Raw genomic sequence first — 19024 nt, 5'->3', positions numbered from 1 at the left:
AGATGCGAGCGCGTGAGCGGGAGGATAGAATGGCGCTTGGGAAGACATTCGGCGCATGGGCTCTGGGTGCTGCGAGCATATTGCTGTGCAGCACCCTCTCAGCCGCCGCAGCGGACAAGGTGACGCTGCTGCTGAACTGGTACAATTACGGCGAGCATGCCCCCTTCTATCTCGGCATCGAGAAGGGTTATTTCCCCGCCGAAGGCATTGAGCTTTCGGTTGAGGAGGGGCGCGGCTCCGGGGCGACCGTGCAGGCGGTGGCGGCGGGGTCGGCGACGTTCGGCTATGCGGATTTCGGCACCATGGTGAAGGCGGCCGTCAAAGGCGCCCCCATCAAGGCCGTGGGCATCATGCTGCAGAAGAGCCCCATGGCCGTGCAAGGTTTCGCGGACAAGAATATCCGCACCCCCAAGGACATGATTGGTAAGACTGTCGTCTATACGCCGGGCGACAGCTTTTCCCAGCTGTGGCCGGCCCTTCTGAAGGTCAACGGCATTCAGGACAGCCAAGTGAAAGTCATCACCGGTGATGCCGCCACCAAGCGCAATGCTGTGATTTCCGGCCAGGCCGACTTCCTCCTCGGCAACGTCAACGACCAGAAGCCGCTGATCGAGGAAGCCACCGGAAAGCCTGTCTACGCAATGCTTTTCGCCGATTTCGGCGTCAATACGGTGAACGGCTCGGTCATCGTGCGGCCGGACCTTCTGGAGAAGAATCCGGACCTCGCCAAGCGTTTCCTGCGCGCGTTGCAGAAATCCATCGCGGAGGCCAAGTCGAATCCGCAGGCCGCCGTGGATGCCATGCTGAAGGTGAACCCCAAGGCCGGTAAACGCGAGACTCTTCTTGCCAGCTGGACTGTGACCCTGCCGCTTCTCCACACCGCCCTCACAGAGCAGAAGCCGCCGCTGTGGACGGACCCCAAGGATATTTCCGGCACGCTGGATATCCTCAGCAAATACTCCGGCGTGGACCTCGATCCTGCCCAGGGCGCGAAGTTCTACACCAACGATTTCCTGCCGAACTGACTGCGATATCGGTGCTGTCAGGCCCCCTTTCACCAGGGGAATCGGTGCCGTTCGGCAGGCTGTCAGCTGAATCGAAACGGCCCCCGCCGGCAAGGCGGGGGCATGCGCGCCTCAAATCGCGCGCTGAAAACCACCTAACCAGATAGTTACCAAGAGGAGCCCCCATGGTCGCCGGCACCGCCCGCCTCTATGCCATCATCGGCGATCCCGTCGGCCATGTGCGCACGCCGCTCGTGTTCAATGCGTATTTCGCCGAGCACGGCATCGATGCCGTCTGCGTGCCCATCCACATCCGCCCGGACGAACTCGAAACCGCCATGGCGGGTCTCAAGTCCATCGCCAATCTGGATGGCTTCATCGTCACGGCGCCGCACAAGGCGCGGGTGGCGGGCATTGTAGACCGGCTGGTGGGGGACGGGGATAAAGTGGGCGCGGTGAACACCGTGCGGCGGGAGGCGGATGGCAGCTTCACCGGCACCATGCTGGATGGCCACGGCTTCGTCGCCGGCCTCGCCAAGGCGGGGTGGGGGCCGCAGGGCAAATCCGTCTACATCGCCGGCGCCGGCGGGGCGGCGAGCGCCATTGCCTTTGCGCTGGCGGGGGCGGGCATGGCGCGGCTCACGATCTTCGATCGCACGCCCGCCATCGGCCAGGCCCTGCTCGCGCGGGTGAAGGCGGCCTACCCGCAGATCGAGACGGCGTTCGGCACGCGTGACCCCTCCGGCCACGATCTTGCAGTGAATGCGACGCCGCTGGGCCTTGAGCCGGATGATCCCTTCTCCTTCGATGTGGAGAAGGCGGACCCGCAAACCCTCGTCGCCGAGGTGCTGATGAAGCCGGAGACGACGGCCCTCCTCCACGCCGCCGCCGCACGCGGCTGCGCCATCCACCAGGGCAAGCACATGCTGGATGGCCAGCGCGATCTGATGATGGCCTATTTCGGCCTTGCTCCGCAGGCCACGCCATGAGCCCGGAAGACACCGCCCGCCTCGCCGGCCTCCTCCACGCCGCGCGGCAGGAGGCGCGGCTCGCGGACCTGCCGGCCGACGCGCGCCTGCCCGCGACACCGGAGGAGGCCTACCAGGTGCAGGCCGAGATCGTCCGCCTCTCGGGTGAAGACATTCGCGGATGGAAGGTGACGGCGCTGAAGGAGGAAGACCGCGCGGCCTATGGCGGCACGCGGCCGGTGGCCGGCCCGCTGCTCTCCGGCTGGGTCTTTCCATCTCCCGCGGAGGTGCCGCTCTCCCGCTTCATCGCGCCGCTGCTGGAATGCGAATTCGCCTTCCTGCTGGGGCGGGACCTGCCCCCGCGCGAAACGCCCTACACGCTGGAGGAGATCACTGACGCGGTCGCCGCGCTCATCCCTGCCTTCGAGATCGCCGATGGCAGGGTGCCGCCGGATGCCCCCGGCGCCCTGCGCCTCGCCGACAGCATGGGCAACGGCGCCTTCATCCCCGGAACGCCTATAACCGACTGGCGCGCCCTCGACCGCGCCGGCCCCGTCACGCTCTTCATCGACGGCACAAAGATCGAGACCGGCAGCGGCGCCCGCATCCTCGGCGACCCCCTCAAGGCCGTCCAGCACCTCGCCAACGCTCAGCCCCTCTTCGCGCCGCTGCTGGCTGGGCAGATTGTGACCACCGGGACGGCGACGACGCCGGTGCGGCTGGAGCGGGCGGGACGGGCGGAGGCGGATTTCGGGGCGGTGGGGGCAGACGTCTTTGTAACGAAGTGAGGTTTGGGGATTTGGCAGCGGCGTCACGTTGCCATGCGTGGATCCAACGAGGGACGTATTGCAAAGGTCGATGCTGACTATATTCTATGGTCACTGGCTTAAATGGAAGTCAGAAGCGGGGCGCGATGCGTATGTCTCAGGCTCGTAAATTTTTTTTCCGTTGTACTGATGAAGCAGCTGGAAGGATGACGGAGTTGTTTGATTTCGTCTGGCCTACTGTTTCGGCTTTGGTGTTCGCGAGATCTAAATCTTACAAATATAAAGATATGTCACCTTCAGAAAGGCGATTGGCTCTAACTAAGGCATTCCAGTCTCCACGCAATTTGCGACCGGAATATCGGGATATTGCAGGCTTGAAGAGGGCGAGTTTGGAAAAAGCATTTATAACATCCGATTGGTCGAATCAGGAGCAGATAGTAGCAAGAATAGTGTTAATAAATATATTTGCTATATACGAGGGATGGCTTGACGATTTAATGGATGAAATTTATCCAAATCCAAGAACAAAATCGCAAGATAACATTAGAAAAAAAATGATTGATTCATGCCAATTCTACGATACGTCCAATGGAAAGAAAAATTGGACGTGGATGATGAGGCAACTTGGCGCCGCTAATTCTTTGGTTATGGCGGTGTGTTTTGGGAAAAGTTTAAGAGAAAAGAGATATTATTCCGGAGAAAACGCGTTAAAGCTACTCGTTTGCTATAGATATTTTAAAGAATTGAGGAATTCTATTATACACAGAAATGGACGGGTAAACCAGTATCTCGAGACTGCGGCTTCAAATTATGAAAAGATGATGGGCCCAGATCCGTTGGGGACAAAAATGGACCCTCCGATAGGCGTCGGCCGCCCCTTGGTATTGGGGCAAGAGGTAACTCTGTCGCTTTTCGGGGTCGTCGGATTCAATGACATCGTTGTCAGGTTAATGACAACTTTAGATGCGGAGGTTGGCTTAACGATCGCAGGTGAAGATGCCATTGTCCGATTTTTAAAGAGTCGTATCAATAGAAGGAGTGTGTCTGGCGACAGGAATGTCACAGCTCGGCGCATGGCCAATGAGTATGGCTTGGTCGGGCTCCAAGACCCGGCCGCCTTTATTCAAATGCTCAACGGCCGTGGAGTTCGATTGCCATAAGTCCCTCAAAACCGCCCCTCCCGTCCCTCCTGAAACGCCTTGATCCCCTCCTGCCGGCCCCGGTCGCTCATGCAGATCACGTGCAGTTCGTTCTCATGGCGGATGCCGGCGTCCAGCGGCATGGAGAGGGCGGCGCGGGTGGCGGCTTTGACGGCCTGGGTGGCGAGGGGGCTGAAGGTGGCGATGCGCTGGGCCAGCGCCGTGGCGTGCGCGTCGAGGGCGTCGTCCTCCACCACCTCCTCCACGAGGCCGATGGCGAGCGCGCGCGCCGCATCGATGGTGTCGCCGGAGAGCAGCAGGCGCATGGCCTGCCCGTAGCCCACGAGGCGCGGCAGCATCTGGGAGGCGCCGCCGCCGCCCACCCAGCCGCGCGTCACCTCCGGCGCGCCGAATTTGGCTGAGGTGCCGGCGATGCGGATGTCCGCCCCGAGCGCGATCTCCAGCCCCCCGCCCAGCACCCAGCCGCGCAGCAGCGCGATGACGGGCTTCCTCATGTCGCGCACCACGGCGGCGTATTCCACCCGGTTGCGGAACGCCCAGAGGTCGGTGATCTCGCCAAGGGCATTCATGTCCGAGCCGGCGGAAAACGCCTTCTCCCCGCCGCCGGTGAGGAGCACCACGCGCACGGCATCGTCCGCATCCAGCGCCGCGCAGGCCGCCGCGAGGTCGCGGGCCATGACGGGGGTGATGGCATTGTGCTTGCGCGGCCGGTCGATGACGAGGCGTGCCACCGCCCCCTCGTGCGTCACGCGGATGGCGCCGTCCGTGTCGCTCATGCTTTTTCTCCCGTGCGGGCGCGGGGGGAGCGGCGCTCCACCTCCTCGAAGATGGCGGAGACATCGCGGTCCGTGCCGCCATGGGCCATCATGTCCGTGAACAGGCCGGTCAGCGTGTCGAGCAAGGTGAGGCTCAGCCCCATCTCCCCCGCCAGCGCCTGCGCGGTCTTCAGATCCTTCAGCTGATATTGCGCCGGGGAGCCGGGCACGAAATCCCGCGCCGCCATGCGCGCGCCGTGGAGGTTCAGCACCTTCGAGTCGCCGAAGCCGCCCATCAGCGCCGCGCGCAGGTTTTTAAGGTCCGCACCGCCCTTCGCGGCGAAGGCGAACGCCTCGGCGACCCCGGCCATGGCCGCGCCGACGATGATCTGGTTGGCGAGCTTGGCGAGCTGCCCCGTCCCCACCGGCCCGATGCGCGTCGCCCGCCCCATGGGGGCGAAGAGGGGGGAGAGGTCGGCGATGGTGGCGTCATCGCCCCCCGCGAGGATGGCGAGGGTGCCGTCCCGCGCCCCCACCTCGCCGCCGGAGACGGGCGCATCCACGTAAGCGAGCCCGCGCGCGGCGGCTTGCGCGGCCTGCGCCCGGCAGGTCTCCACGGGAATGGAGCTCATCACCACCAGCATGGCGCCGGGCTTCAGCGTATCGAGGGCGGCGCCGGAGAACAGCACCTCGTCTATGACCGCGCCGGTGGAGAGCATCACCACCGCTGCCTCCGCCCCGGCCAGCGCTTGGGCGGGCGTCCCGGCGAGGGTGGCGCCGGAGGCAAGCAGCGGCTCCGCCTTCGCCCGGCTGCGGTTCCAGGCGGCGACACGGAAGCCGGCCTCAGCGAGCCGCCGGGCCATGTGGCCGCCCATGATGCCGGTGCCGAGGAAGGCGATCCGCGCCCCCGGTGCGATCTCCGCCATGGTGTCCTCCCGGATGACTTAAGCGGTTATCTCAAGCGGTCTTCGCCGCCTTCTTCACCGCCGCGAGCTGCTTGAATTCTTCGGACTTCTTGTAGAACGCATCCAGCGGATAGCAGCCGGAGACGATGCCGTTGCGCGGCGCCGAGGTGCAGTCGGAGAAGGTGCGGCAGACCTTCTTCTTCTGGAAGGCGCGGCCGTGCAGCACGTCCAGCGGCAGATCGGGATAGGAGAGCACCATGCGGCCCAGGCCGACGAAATCCGTCCAGCCCTGCCGCACCACCGCCTGCGCCACGTTGGGCAGGAATTCCTGCAGATAGGTGTAGCCGGAGCCGATGAGGGTGAAGTCCGGGAAGCGTTCCTTCAGCGCCCGCACCACCTCCAGATGGCGCATCACGCCCAGCAGCGGGTCTTCCGGCGGCTGGTAGCCGTCCGAGGGCGGATAGCTCGCCGGCCGGGTGACGTGGGGATTGTAATAGGGGCTGCCCAAGGTGACGTTGACGAGGTGGATGTCGAGCGCCCGCAGCACCTCGAACATCTCGAAGGTCTCGTTGAGGTCGTAGGCGGTCGGGTCGCCCGCGTCGGTGCCGAAGCCGTAGACGTAAGGCAGGGCGCCGGCCGCATTCTCCGGCACGCCGGGGCCGAGGATGCCCGGCACGCTCGCCGCCGGATCGGGCCGGTAGGCGATGAGGTCGATAGCCGAGAGGCGCACGCCGAACTTCAGCCCCGGGCAGGCGGCGCGGATGCCGGCGGCCAGCTCGCGCAGGAAGCGGGTGCGGTTCTCCAGCGATCCGCCGAAGGCGCCGGGCCGGGTGCGGGCGGAGAGGAATTCGTGGCCGAGATAGCCGTGGCAGTGCTTCAGGTCCACGAAGTCGAAGCCGCAGGCTTGGGCGCGCTTCGCGGCGGTGATGTAATCGTCGATCAGCCGCCAGATGTCGTCGTCCGACATCACCGGATACTCCTCCGGAATGCCGAACTTCCGGTCGAGCACCGGATGGCGGTAGAGGATCATCTGCTCGAACTTGCGATTGTCGTTCGGCTTGCAGAAGCGGCCGGAATGGGTGAGCTGGAGGCCGATGACGAGGTTGTCGTCATTGCCGGTGGCCTCCCTGTGGGCCTCGATCACCGTCTCGCGCAGGCCGGCGATGGCCGATTGCGCCGCCTCGGTCATCACCAGCTGGAGCGGGTTGGCGCGCCCGTCATGGCGCACGGCCACCGCCTCGCCGCCATAGATGAGCTTCGCCCCGCTCTCGCCGAACCGCCGCCAGCGCCGCTTCGTGTTCTCGGTGGGTGCGCCCTCGCGGGTGCCGTCCCAGCCCTCCATGGGGTGGATGGCGAAGCGGTTGCCGATGGTCATGCCGTCCACGGTCAGCGGAGCGGCCAGCGGCTGGTCGGGGCCGTGGGCGACGATGTCGTCGCAGGGCATGTCCGCGCCCAGCTCGGCGAGATGCGCGCGGAAGCCGGCGACGCCGTTGAACGAGGTGATCTTCGGGAAATCCCCATACTTCATGGAGGGCTCCTTGGGGTGTTTCTCGGGGCGCGTCTCGGGCGTCGTGCAGGACAGCGCGGGCGTTTCGGTGAGCGTTCTTGCTTATGTAACTGGTTAGTTAATATGGACGACATGGGGCTGTCAATGCGGGAAAGGAGGTCCACGATGCCCATAAGAAGGAAATACTATCCCCAAGGGGGGGGGGAGGGCGAGGAGTGCTCATTGGGTAGCCGCCCCGGTCGTCAGCCCATCTGGAGCGAAGCTGATAGATCAGCTCCTAGATTCCGCCATTTCTAGCTCTGCCTTGGCACTGGTGGAGGAGGGTTGTATCAGATAACGTCGATAATCAGTCGTTGCTCAGGGGCAGGCCAATGGTTGGGAAGAAACGTAAGCCAATTAAGAGTTTTGACGAAAGATTTTTGGATCGCCTTTTGAAGCTTTGTGGAAATAATGATATTTCTATAAGCAATTCCGATATGCGTAAATCTCTGCGGTGGGCAGACGATAGATATGACAAAGTAAAGGCCTCTTTACTGGCAAAAAATCTAATTAAAGTTGCGCCAGGCCCAGGCGGAAAAGTTAGATTTGTAAATTTCCCTATTAATTACGATAAAAAGAAACATCTTAATGTGTTTGTTTCTTATAGTCATAGCGACGAAGAAATAAAGCGTGAGTTAATTAAGCATTTACATCCGCTATCTCGTTTAAATATGGTCCAGAGTTGGGATGATAGAATGATAAAGGCGGGGGAAGAATGGAATGGATTGATCTCAAAAAAGTTGGAATGTGCCGATATTATTATACTAATAATAAGTGTTGACTTCATTAATTCGAATTATTGTTACGATATCGAAATGAAGAGGGCCATGGAGCGGCATGAGGCGGGTCAAGCCAGGGTAATCCCCGTGATAGCCCGTGAATGTTTGTGGCATTATGCGCCATTTGGAAAATTGCAGGCCCTGCCCAAGGATGCAAAAGCCGTCGCGACGTTGCCTGATCGCGATACCGCTCTCTCGACTGTCGCGGCGAGCATCTACCAAGTCGCTGAAGATCTCCTAAGCATGGAAAGACCTTAAGGGCGCCAACAGGCCGTCGCCCCCCTCACACCCTCTCGATATACCGCGTCACCACATCCACCACATGCCGGCGCCGCGCCGCGCGTTCGTCGGGGGTGGCGAGGTCGCGGCCGAAGGCGGTGGAGAGGGTGGGGTTGTTGGAGAAGTAGAAATAGCTGACGGCGGAGATGGTCAGATAGAGATGCAGCGGGTCGATGCCGGCTCGGAGCGTGCCGTCGGCCGCGCCGCGCGCCAGGATGGCTTCCAGCCGGGCGATGAGGGAGATCTGCATCTCCCGCAGGCGCAGCGAGCGGCGCAGATATTCGCCCCCCAGCAAATTCTCGCTGTTGAGCAGCGGGATCAGATGGGGGTGCTGGGCGGGATAGTCGAACTTGAATTCGGTGAGGCAGGTGATGGCCTCCAGCGGCGCCATCGCCTCCAGCGCCAGCTCGGCCTCGGCGATGCGCATGTCCGTGTAGACGCGCTCGAGAACCGCCAGATACAGGTCTTCCTTGCTGCCGAAATAATAATAGATCATGCGCTTGTTGGCGCCGGCCTCCTCGGCCACCACGTCCACGCGCGCCCCGGCGAGGCCCTTGGCGGCGAATTCAGCTTCCGCCGCCTCCAGGATGTTCAGCCGCGTCTTATCCGCATCCCGCGTCGCCGCCTCGCGCTGGGGGGCGGCGTTGGAAGAGCGGGCCGCCTTGCGGGCGGGAGGGGATGCGGGCATCGAAAGATCCGGAACAGGCGGCGTGACAGGAACGGGCCAGCTCAAGCGCTGAGTCTTGCGCCGAGCCCGCGCGGCGAACGTTGCGACACGGCGAGCCGCTGTTCAAGTCCGATCGATTGCGGAAGGAAGAGCGCGGCATCCATGGGCCGCAAATCCCCGGCGATGTCCGGGCGGAAGTCCATGTGGGCGAGCACGTCGCGCTCCAGATCGATGCCGGGGGCGATCTCGATCAGTTCCAGCCGGCCGGAGGCGCCGCGCCGGAACACCGCGCGCTCGGTGACATAGAGCGCCTCCTGCCCGATGCCGGCGGCATAGGCGCCGCTATAGGTGAGCTGCTGGAGGCGATCCACGAACTTGCGGTCCCTGCCCTCCTTGCGGATCACCGTCTGGCCGTCCGGCCAGGCCATGTCGAGCCCGCCGGAGGTGAAGGTGCCGGAGAAGACCACCTTCTTGGCGTTCTGCGAGATGTTGATGAAGCCGCCGGGGCCGATGATGCGGTCCGAGAAGCGCGAGACGTTCACCGAGCCCTGCGCATCCACCTCGGCGAAGGAGAGGAAGGCGATGTCCAGCCCGCCGCCGTCGTAGAAATCGAACTGGTAGGGCTGGTCGATCATGGCGTGGAAGTTGCGGCTGGCGCCCACCTCGTTGCCGCTCGCCGGCGCGCCGCCGATGAGGCCCTGCTCGTTGGTCAGCGTGATGGCATCGAGGCAGCCTTCCTCCGCCGCCACGGTGGCGATGCCGGTGGAGATGCCGGAGCCGAGATTGCACACCGCCCCCGCATAAAGCTCCAGCGCCGCGCGTCGGGCGATGACCTTGCGCGGATCGAACGGCAAGGGCGCGATGGCGGAGAGGGGGATCTTCAACTCGCCCGCATAGGCGGGATTGTAGTCCGAGACATAGGTCTGCATCTGGCCGGGATCGACCACCACCACATCCACGAGGATGCCGGGGATCTTCACCATCTTGGGGTTCAGCGTGCCGCGCCGGGCGAGGCGCTTCACCTGCACGATGACGATGCCGCCGGCGCGCTTGGTGGCCTGCGCCATAGAGATCATCTCGCCGAAGATGGCCTCCTGCTCCATGGAGATGTTGCCGTCCTCGTCCGCCGTGGTGCCGCGCAGGAAGGCGATGTTGGGCACGAAGGGCTTGTAGAAGAGCCATTCCCGCCCGGCGAGCTGGACGACTTCCACCAGGTCTTCCGTGGCCGAGGGGCTCTGCCGCCCGCCGCCGAGGCGCGGATCGATGAAGGTGTTGAGGCCCACATGGGTGACGAGGCCCGGACGGCCGGAGGCCATCTCGCGGGTGAGCTGGGAGAGCGCGCCCTGCGGCAGGGTATAGGCCTCGACCCGGTCCTCCAGCGCCATCTTCTCCACTGGCGGGGAATCCACCAGCGTGCCGCAGACCACGCGCTTTAGCAGGCCGTCATGGGCGAGGTGGCCGACGCCGCGGGTCTTGCGGTCGCCGAGGCCCACGGGATGCACGGTGGTGATGCCGCGCGGTGCGCCCTCCTTCAGGAAGCGCTCGGCCACGGCGGCGATCAGGGTGTCCGGCACCGCATGGCCGCCGCCCGAGCCGCCGATGAGGAGGGTGTCGCCGCTCTCCACCAGAAGCGCTGCCTCGTCCGCGCTGAGCACGCGCATCGCCATGCCGATCCTCCCCTGCCATTCCTACCCATGCCGCGGTGCCGCCGGGCCTTCTGGCGCCGGGCTCCGTCTTGCTTAACTCACTAGTTAGTTATATGTCTGGATCCGTCCATCGTCAATTCGCCCCGTGCCCCGCGGGCGCGCCCTTGCGCGCGTCCGGCGCCGTGCGCGTGGCCTTAAGCCATCGGATCGTCCATGAGCAATTTCGAGACGCAGGAAGTGCTCAGCGTCCATCACTGGACCGACACCCTGTTCAGCTTCCGCACCACCCGCAGCCCGGCGCTGCGCTTCATCAACGGCCAGTTCACCATGATCGGGCTGGAGGTGGAGGGCCGCCCGCTGGTGCGCGCCTATTCCATCGTCTCGCCCAACTATGACGAGGAGCTGGAATTCTTCTCCATCAAGGTCCAGAACGGCCCGCTCACCTCGCGCCTCCAGCATCTGAAGGTGGGCGACCGCATCCTGGTGGGGAAGAAGCCCACGGGCACCCTCATCCACGACAATCTCCTGCCCGGCCGCACCCTCTATCTGCTCGGCACCGGTACGGGGCTCGCGCCCTTCCTCAGCATCATCCGCGACCCCGACACCTATGCGCGCTTCGACAAGGTGGTGCTGGCCCACGGCTGCCGCACGGTGGCGGAACTGGCCTATTCCGACTACCTCACCAAGGAGCTGCCCGAAGACCCCTTCCTCGGCGAGGAGGTGCGCGAGCGGCTGATTTATTATCCCACTGTGACGCGCGAGCCGTTCCGCAACCAGGGCCGACTCACCGACCTGATGACCTCCGGCAAGTTCTTCACCGACATCGGCCTGCCGCCCCTCGACAAGGCGCACGACCGGGTGATGCTGTGCGGCAGCCCCGCCATGATCGCCGACATCCGCGGCCTGCTCGACGCGCAGGGCTTCGCCGAGGGCAGCATGTCGGAGCCGGGGCATTATGTGATCGAGAAGGCGTTCGTGGAGAAGTAGCGGCGTCGGCGGAGTGCTGCCGCTCGCACGGCTCTCCCGCAGCCGTCATCCCCCGGCTTGTCCGGGGGATCCACCCCGCCGCAGGAAGGGTGCTCGTCCAGACGGAGCCGCCCCGGCCGTTCCGTGGATCGCCCGCACGAGGCGGGCGATGACGGCCTTGAAAGGCGGGCGCGGGTGGACGAAGCGGAGATGGCCGCGCAGGCCAAGCGTGACGGCTTCGCCCCTGCCCCCCGCCCTGTCACGCTTCTTGCTTGGCTGTCCCCATGGCCATGAAATTCTACATGACGCCCGGGTCCTGCTCCACGGGCATCCACATCCTGCTCGAGACGCTGGAACTGCCGTTCGAGGCGTGGATCATCAACATCCCCGCCGGCGACCACCTGCGTCCCGATTACCTCAAGATCAACCCGCGCGGCACCATCCCGACCCTGGTGCCGGATGGCGGCGAACCCTTGTGCGACTTCAGGTCCATTGCCCTCTGGCTCGCCCGCACCTATCCGCGCGGCAAGCTCCTGCCGGAGGACCCGGCGCTGGCGGCGCAGGCCGAAGAGCTGATGAATTTCGCCATCGGCCAGCTGCACGGCGAGGGCTTCACCCGCGTGTTCGTGGCCGAGCGCTATGTCGCGCCGGAAGACAGCGGACGTCTGAAAGACGACGTGACCTCACACGGCCGGGAGATCGTGACACAGGGGTTCGACATCATCGAACGCCGCCTGCCGGCCGAGGGCTTCGCCGTGGGCGAGCGCTTCTCCATCGCCGATGCGGCGCTGTTCTACAACGAGTTCTGGGCCGACCGCACCGGCATCCCCATGCCTCCCAAGGTGAAGGCCCACTACCAGCGCCTGCGTGCCCGCCCCGTGGTGCGGCAGGTGCTGGCCGAGGAGGGCTACCGGACCTGAGCGGAATCCCGCGGGATATTTGCTCTGTGTCAGCACCATGTCGCCACCATGCGGCTATCGTAGCGTCATGCTGCCGATCGCCGTTGCTTCGTCCGAGCCCTACCGACAGTCCGCCGAAGCGGTGCTTGCCGTGCTGGGCAGCGACGCCGAGCGCGGCCTCTCCGGCGCCGAGGCGGAGCGGCGGCAGGCGGCCTTCGGCCCGAACCTGATCGCCACCGCCCCGGCGCGCAGCGGATGGCGGCGGTTCCTCGACCAGTTCGCCAGCGCCCTCGTCCTCATGCTCATCGCTGCCGGCGCCATCTCGGCCGCCATCTGGCTGCATGAGCGCGCGACGCCGCTGCCCTACGAGGCGCTCGCCATCTTCTCCATCGTGCTCCTCAACGCCGCCATGGGCTATGTGCAGGAGGCGCGGGCGGAGCGCGCCGCTGCGGCGCTGCGGCGGCTTTCGGCGGCCCATGCGCGGGTCATACGCGACGGCGAAACCCTGTCCATCGACGCCGCCGCGCTCGTGCCCGGCGATGTCATCCTCGTGGCGGAAGGCGACACCATTCCGGCCGACGGCCGCCTCCTGCAGGCCACCGCGCTGCAGACGGTGGAGGCGGCGCTCACCGGCGAGAGCGTGCCCACCGCGAAGGACGTGGCGGCGCTGCCGGACGGGGCCGAGCCGGCGGACCGCGCCAACATGGTGTGGAGCGGTACCCATGCGGTCTATGGCCACGGCAGGGCGGTGGTGACGGCGGTCGGCATGCAGACGCTGATGGGGCGCATCGCCGGCCTCATCGAGAAGGCGCCGCAGGACGAGACGCCCCTCCAGCGGGAACTGGAGCGCGTCGGCCGGGTGCTCGGCGCCGTCGTCCTCGCCATCGCCGGCGCGGTCATCGGCACCATCCTCCTCATGGAGGGCGTGCGCGACCTGCCACAGGTGTTGAATGTGCTGATCCTCGGCGTCGCCCTCGCCGTCGCCGCGGTGCCGGAGGGCCTGCCGGCGGTGGTCACGGCGGTGCTGTCGCTGGGCATGCAGCGCATGGCCCGCAACAAGGCCATCGTGCGCCGCCTCGCCGCCGTGGAGACGCTGGGCTCGGCCACGGTGATCGCCTCCGACAAGACCGGGACGCTGACCCGCAACGAGATGACCGTGCGCCGGGTGGTGACGGCAAGCGGCAGCGTCGCCCTCACCGGCACCGGCTATGCCCCAGACGGCGCGCTGGAATTTCCCGACGCGCCCGCCCACCGGCCGGCGCTGGAGCAGGAGGTCGAGCGCGCGCTCATCGCCGCCGAGCGGGCCAACAATGCCATCCTTCACGAAGGCGCCGATGGTTTCGTGGTGCATGGCGACCCCACGGAAGGTGCGCTCATCGTCGCCGCGCGAAAGGCGGGCCTCAGCGCCCCGGCCCTCGATGCGCGCTTCGCCCGGCTGGGCGAGGTGCCCTTCTCGTCCGAGCGCAAGCTCATGAGCACGCTGCACAGCGACGCGGAACGGCCCTCCCACCTCATCCTCGTCACCAAGGGCGCGCCGGACGTGCTGCTCGCCCACTGCACCGGCGAGCTTCGGGGCGAGGCCGAGGTGCCGCTCGGCGCGGCGCGCCGCACCGCCATCCTTTCCGCCAATGACGCGCTTGCCGGCGAGGCACTGCGCACCCTGGGCGTCGCCTATCGGGCCTTGCCGGCCCCTGACCTCGCGGATGGTGTCGTCACCGCCGAGCACGAGCGCGACCTCGTCTTCATCGGCCTCATCGGCATGATGGACCCGCCCCGGCCCGAGGCGCGGGCGGCGGTGGCGCAGGCCCATGCCGCGGGCATCCGCACGCTCATGATGACCGGCGACCATCCGGCCACCGCCACCGTCATCGCCCGCGAGGTGGGTATTCCGGTGGACGCCGGGGTCGTGACCGGGGCCCGCATCGCCGCTTTGGATGAGGCCGGGCTGGACCGGGTGGTCGCGCAGGCGTCCGTCTATGCCCGTGTCGATCCCGAGCACAAGCTGAGGATCGTCGCGGCCCTCCGCCGGGCCGGCGAGACGGTCGCCGTGACCGGCGACGGGGTGAACGACGCGCCGGCCCTCAAGGCGGCGGACATCGGCATCGCCATGGGCACCACCGGCACGGACGTGTCGAAGGAGGCGGCCGACATGGTGCTGGCGGACGACAACTTCGCCACCATCGTGCGCGCCGTCGCCGAAGGCCGGGCGATCTTCGCAAACATCCGCAAGTTCCTGCGCTACCTGCTGTCGTCCAACATCGGCGAGGTGATGACCATGGTCCTCGGCCTGCTCCTCGCCGGGCGCATCGGCCTTTCGGCCGTGGCCGAGGCGGCGGGCGGGGGCGTGGCGCTGCCGCTGCTCGCCACCCAGATTCTCTGGATCAACCTCGTGACCGACGGCGCGCCCGCGCTCGCCCTCGGCATCGATCCGGCCGATGGGGACGTGATGACGCGGCCGCCGCGCCGGCGGGGCGAGGGCGTCATCACCGGCACCATGTGGGCGGGCATCGTCTTCGTCGGCGCGGTGATGGCGGCGGGCACGCTTTTCGTCATCGACCTGTCCCTGCCGGGCGGGCTCGTGGAGGGGCAGGGCACGCTGGCCTATGGCCAGACCATGGCCTTCACCACCCTCGTTCTGTTCCAGCTGTTCAATGTCTTCAACGCGCGCTCCGACACCGCGAGCGCCTTCGTGCGGCCCTTCGCCAACCGCTGGCTCATCGCCGCCGTGGCCGGCTCGCTCCTCCTCCATGCGCTGGTGCTCTATTTGCCGGCGCTGCAGCAGGCCTTCTCGACCGTGCCACTGACCGCGCGCGACTGGCTGCTGTGCACGGCGGTGGCAAGCTCGGTCATTTGGACGCGCGAGCTGTGGAAGCTCGCCGCGCGGGCGCTCCGGCGCAGGCGCGTGGCGTGAGTGGCCTGTCGTCGATTTGTCAGATGCCCGTCGTAGACCGGGGCGCCGAAAGTCCCACACAGCCTTTCGACACCCGGCGCCCGCCCTTGTGGCCGGCGCACGGGCGGGCTGTGCGTATCAGGTGACGGGGAGGCGGAAGACATGGAGAAGACCCTGATCGTCGAGGCGCTCGGCGAAGGCGGGTTGCTGCTCCCGGCGCGGCTGGAACGCGCGCTCGCCGCCAATGACCGCGCCAAGCTGCGCATGACCGCCTTGCAGGACGCCGCCGCCCGTGCCCGCGCGCCCGCCACCCCCGTTCGCCCGCTGGACGCCGAGGCGCGCGCTGCCGGCCTCGGGGGCGACGGGCTCGACGCGGCCATCGCCAGCGCCCGGATGCTCGACGGCGGCGGCTATCAGGTCAGCGGCGCCGGCCGGCTGACGCAGGCGATCCTCGACGACATCGCCGCCATGGCCGATCCGCTGGAGGCGGCGGGGGATGGCGGCGCCGACGGCTTCGCCGCGCGTCTCGCGGCCCTGCGCACGGCGTTTGCCGGCGGGGTGGACGATATCCTCTCCGAGGCCGATCTGGTGCGCCTCACCAGTGCCCGGCGCGGCGGGGCGGACAGCGCCCATCTCCTGGTCATGGACCTGCACAAGGCGCTGAACCGCCTCTCCGCAACACTGTCCGCCGAGACGGTGGCGGGCGCGCGGACGCTTGGCATCGCGGAGGCGGACAAGCCGCGCATCGCCGCCTTCATGGCGGGGCTTGCGCAGACGCGCCGGTTGATCTTCGGCCATCCCGGCCTCGACACCACGGCGAGCCGCAGCGGGGCGCGCCTCGTGATCCAGAACGACATCGGCACCACCGATGCCCATGTCATCATCATCGCCGTGGACGGGCTCGCGGCGACCGTCACCTATACGGACGTGCACCGCTCCCGCGCCAAGTTCTTCATCTCCCTGTTTTCGGATGCCGGGGCCGAGTGGACTCCACTTGCCGAGCGCACGGCGGCGGGCATTGCCGGCGGGGCGGCTTTCCACCTCGTCACCGGCCGCTTCGTCGCGACCGATGGGGAGGCGCTGGACGGCTTCCTTTCGGCCGTGGGCCGCAACATCGTCTTCCTCATCGACTGGAACAAGGCGCGCAAGGCGCTCCAGACCTTTGTGGACAAATCCACTGCCATCGCCCTGCTGCGCACCGCCGCGCGCGGCGCCATCGGCCATCGCGGCTTTCTGGAGATGGGCGGGCCGGAACTGGTGTTCGATGCCGTGCGCCGCAGCGCCGAGGGGCGGGTGCCCTATGGTGCGCGGCTCGACCGGGTGCTGGGGCGCGAGGGCGCGGCGCGCTTCCTCGCCGAGGTGCTGCGCCTCGCCAGCGAGGGGTTGGCCGCCGGCCGCTCGGCCCGGCTCATCCGCGACGAGGTGCGGGCGGAACTGGCGCGCAGCTTCGGCTCGGTGGAGGAGGAGATGCTGGCCGTGGTGCTGCGCCAGCTGGGCATCGCCCGCATGCTGGCCGGCGCGGTGGCGGGCGTGCTCGATGCCCCTTCGGATCTCTCCGATGCGGCCCGCGATGCGCTGCGCAGCCGGGCCAAAAGGCTGGAGGAGAAGGCCGACCGGCAGATCGTCGGCGCCCGTGAGCGGGCGAGCGGCCCGTTCGGCCAGGGCGGGCGCTTCCTGCCCGTGGCGGATGCCGCCGAGCAGGCGGTGGATGCGTTCGAGGAGGCCGCCTTCCTCGCCAGCGCCGCGCGGCTGAAGCCCGGCGCCGCCGTGCCGCCCTTGCGTGATCTCGCCGCCGGCGCGGTGGTCTGCTGCTCCGATCTCGTGCGGGCGGTGGCCGCCGCCAGCGAGGGCTCTGCCGGCCGGCGGGAGGATGTGACCGACACGCTGGAAGCCATCGACGCCGTGACCGAGGGCGAGCGCCGGGCTGATGCCGCCCATCGCCGGGTGCAGGAAGCCGCGCTGGCCTTGGATGAGGGCGCCCCCCTCGACGCCGGGGCGCTTGTCGCGACCCTTGAGCTGGCCCGCGCCATCGAGGGCGCCACCGACGAACTGGCCCGCGCCGCCCTCGCGCTGCGCGCCTCGGTGCTGGAGGAGATGGCCCCGTGAAGAACCAGACCCCCCACACGCACCCCATCGCCTTCATCGGCACCGGCGGCACCACCGCGCCTTTGACGGCGCATGACTTCGGCTCCAAGGCCGCCCAGCTCTGGCGGATGAATGCGCTGGGGCTCGACGTGCCGCCCGCCTTCGTGCTCTCCACCACGCTCTGCGGCGAGCGGCGCGAGGGCGCGGTGCGGCGCCTGCTGGAGGAGGGCCTCGGCTTCCTCGAAGCGGCCACCGGCCGGCGCTTCGGTGACCGCCGCCGCCCGCTCCTCGTCTCCGTCCGCTCCGGCGCGGAAAAGTCCATGCCCGGCATGCTGGAGACCGTGCTGGACGTGGGCATGACCGCCGAGACCGCGCGCGGTCTCATGCGCCTCCATGGCAACCCGCGCCTTGCCTTCGACTGCCATCGCCGCTTCATCGAGGGCTGGTGCGAGGTGGTGGCCGGCCTGCCGCGCGCGCCGTTCGAGCAGGTGCAGCGCGAACTCATCGCCGCCGAGCAGGCGGGCAGCGAGCAGGGACTGGACCCGGAGGCGCTGGAGCGCCTCGCCGCGCGCTATCTGGACCTTGCCCGCGACGGCTATGGCGCGAGCGTGCCCGCCGACCCGCGCGACCAGCTTGCCGAGGCGGTGGAAGCGGTGTTCCGCTCCTGGGCCGCGCCGAAAGCGATCGAATATCGCCGGCTGAACCATCTGGAGCATCTGGCCGGCACGGCGGTGACGGTGCAGGCCATGGTGTTCGGCAATGCCGGCGTGCGCTCGGGCTCGGGCGTCGCCTTCTCGCGCAATCCGGCGAGCGGGGTGCCGGGCCTCTATGCCGATCTCCTGTTCGATGCGCAGGGCGAGGATGTGGTGTCCGGCCGCCGCCAGCCGGTGGGGCTCGACCGGCTCGGCGCGGTGCTGCCCGACGTCGCCGCCGCTTTGGCCGAGGGCGTCGCGGCGCTGGAGCGGCATTATCGCGACGTGCAGGACGTGGAATTCACCTTCGAGGAGGGCCGCCTCTATTTCCTCCAGACCCGCGCCGCCAAGCGCACGCCACGCGCCGCGCTCAAGATCGCGGTGGACATGGTGGCGGAAGGCGCCATCACCCCGGCCGAGGGACTGGCGCTGATGGAAGGCGTGGACCTTTCCGCTGTCGCCGCCACCCGCTTTTCCGGCGATGCGGAGCCGGTGGCGCACGGCGTCGCCGCCTCGCCCGGCACGGTCAGCGGCCGGGTGGCGTTCGACGAGGAGGGCGTTCGACGCCTCGCAGCGGCGGGCGATGCGGTGATCCTGCTGCGCCCGGATGTGGCGACCGACGATATCGCCGCGCTTGCGCTGGCGGCGGGCATCCTCACCAGCATCGGCGGGCGCACCGCCCATGCCGCCGTGGTGGCGCGCCAGCTCGGCCGGGCCTGTGTGGTCGGCTGCGCCGCGCTGGTCATCGACCTCGCCGCCCGCCGTGCCCGCCTTGGCACCGCGATCCTGGCGGAGGGCGACTGGCTGTCACTCGACGGCGAGGCGGGCAGCGTCTTCCTGGGCCGGCGCGCCGTGGTGTCCGAGCAGCCGGAGGCGGAGCTGGCGGCGGTCAACGGCTGGCGGGCGGCCGTGCCGGCGTGAGGCTCCTGGCCGTCGACCCATCAGCGGGCCTCATGGATTGCAGCTCAAACTCTCATTAGGCCGCGTGGATTGTGCGGGGTAGCCTGTGGCCGATT

General features: G+C 67.3%; 15 protein-coding genes. 10 read left to right on the top strand and 5 right to left on the bottom strand.

From position 1 onward, the window contains the following. The first annotated feature begins 29 nt into the window (after positions 1-29). From FHT36_RS23130 to FHT36_RS23115, 4 genes are all read left to right on the top strand, one after another. A complete protein-coding gene (locus FHT36_RS23130; protein ID WP_169124816.1) occupies positions 30-1025 on the top strand; it encodes an ABC transporter substrate-binding protein in 996 nt (331 codons plus the stop codon). Positions 1026-1189: 164 nt separating this feature from the next. Further along, positions 1190-1993: a shikimate dehydrogenase gene (locus FHT36_RS23125; protein ID WP_169124815.1), complete on the top strand. Its 804-nt coding sequence runs from the start codon at positions 1190-1192 to the stop codon at positions 1991-1993. Continuing rightward, positions 1990-2760: a 2-keto-4-pentenoate hydratase gene (locus tag FHT36_RS23120; RefSeq protein WP_169124814.1), complete on the top strand. Its 771-nt coding sequence runs from the start codon at positions 1990-1992 to the stop codon at positions 2758-2760. The genes FHT36_RS23125 and FHT36_RS23120 overlap by 4 nt, the downstream gene beginning before the upstream one ends. A gap of 125 nt (positions 2761-2885) precedes the next feature. Continuing rightward, complete coding sequence (locus tag FHT36_RS23115; RefSeq protein ID WP_169124813.1) at positions 2886-3899, top strand: hypothetical protein; 1014 nt, start codon at positions 2886-2888, stop codon at positions 3897-3899. Between the two features lie 5 nt (positions 3900-3904). Here FHT36_RS23115 and FHT36_RS23110 read toward each other — a convergent pair whose 3' ends face one another. The 3 genes from FHT36_RS23110 to FHT36_RS23100 are packed head-to-tail and all read right to left on the bottom strand — an operon-like array spanning position 3905 to position 7087. Continuing rightward, entirely contained in the window at positions 3905-4675 is a 771-nt protein-coding gene (locus FHT36_RS23110; RefSeq protein ID WP_169124812.1) for an enoyl-CoA hydratase/isomerase family protein, read from the bottom strand. Beyond that, positions 4672-5580, bottom strand: coding sequence for an NAD(P)-dependent oxidoreductase (locus FHT36_RS23105; RefSeq protein WP_210257948.1), 909 nt, complete (start codon positions 5578-5580; stop codon positions 4672-4674). Before FHT36_RS23105 ends, FHT36_RS23110 begins: the two co-directional genes overlap by 4 nt. A gap of 31 nt (positions 5581-5611) precedes the next feature. Continuing rightward, entirely contained in the window at positions 5612-7087 is a 1476-nt protein-coding gene (locus FHT36_RS23100; protein WP_169124811.1) for an NADH:flavin oxidoreductase, read from the bottom strand. A gap of 350 nt (positions 7088-7437) precedes the next feature. Between FHT36_RS23100 and FHT36_RS23095 the strand changes: the two genes are divergently transcribed. Beyond that, complete coding sequence (locus tag FHT36_RS23095) at positions 7438-8142, top strand: toll/interleukin-1 receptor domain-containing protein (protein WP_169124810.1); 705 nt, start codon at positions 7438-7440, stop codon at positions 8140-8142. Positions 8143-8167: 25 nt separating this feature from the next. Here the strand turns inward: FHT36_RS23095 and FHT36_RS23090 are convergent, their stop codons facing one another. Both FHT36_RS23090 and FHT36_RS23085 read right to left on the bottom strand, forming a co-directional pair. Beyond that, positions 8168-8851 carry a TetR/AcrR family transcriptional regulator gene (locus FHT36_RS23090; RefSeq protein ID WP_169124809.1) on the bottom strand — a complete coding sequence of 228 codons (684 nt, stop codon included), beginning with the start codon at positions 8849-8851 and terminating at the stop codon, positions 8168-8170. Between the two features lie 41 nt (positions 8852-8892). After that, positions 8893-10497, bottom strand: coding sequence for an acyl CoA:acetate/3-ketoacid CoA transferase (locus tag FHT36_RS23085; protein ID WP_246702403.1), 1605 nt, complete (start codon positions 10495-10497; stop codon positions 8893-8895). Positions 10498-10689: 192 nt separating this feature from the next. Here FHT36_RS23085 and FHT36_RS23080 point away from each other — a divergent pair, with 192 nt between their 5' ends. The 5 genes from FHT36_RS23080 (at position 10690) to FHT36_RS23060 (ending at position 18929) form a co-directional block, all read left to right on the top strand. Beyond that, positions 10690-11463, top strand: a complete 774-nt coding sequence (locus FHT36_RS23080) for a ferredoxin--NADP reductase (protein WP_168457481.1) — start codon at positions 10690-10692, stop codon at positions 11461-11463. Between the two features lie 269 nt (positions 11464-11732). Then, positions 11733-12362, top strand: a complete 630-nt coding sequence (locus tag FHT36_RS23075) for a glutathione S-transferase family protein (RefSeq protein ID WP_169124925.1) — start codon at positions 11733-11735, stop codon at positions 12360-12362. A 67-nt stretch (positions 12363-12429) separates the two neighbouring features. After that, on the top strand, positions 12430-15252 hold the full coding sequence (locus FHT36_RS23070) for a cation-translocating P-type ATPase (protein WP_210257947.1): 2823 nt from the start codon (positions 12430-12432) through the stop codon (positions 15250-15252). A gap of 141 nt (positions 15253-15393) precedes the next feature. Further along, positions 15394-17337 carry a hypothetical protein gene (locus tag FHT36_RS23065; protein ID WP_169124807.1) on the top strand — a complete coding sequence of 648 codons (1944 nt, stop codon included), beginning with the start codon at positions 15394-15396 and terminating at the stop codon, positions 17335-17337. Next, positions 17334-18929, top strand: coding sequence for a PEP/pyruvate-binding domain-containing protein (locus FHT36_RS23060; RefSeq protein ID WP_348644554.1), 1596 nt, complete (start codon positions 17334-17336; stop codon positions 18927-18929). The genes FHT36_RS23065 and FHT36_RS23060 overlap by 4 nt, the downstream gene beginning before the upstream one ends. Positions 18930-19024 lie beyond the last annotated feature (95 nt).

The sequence above is a fragment of the Xanthobacter sp. SG618 genome, from assembly GCF_012932745.1.
GTDB classification, from domain to species: Bacteria; Pseudomonadota; Alphaproteobacteria; order Rhizobiales; family Xanthobacteraceae; genus Xanthobacter; species Xanthobacter flavus.
Note: the sequence above shows the minus strand (reverse complement) of the source record. Positions and strands in the feature narration are given on the sequence as shown.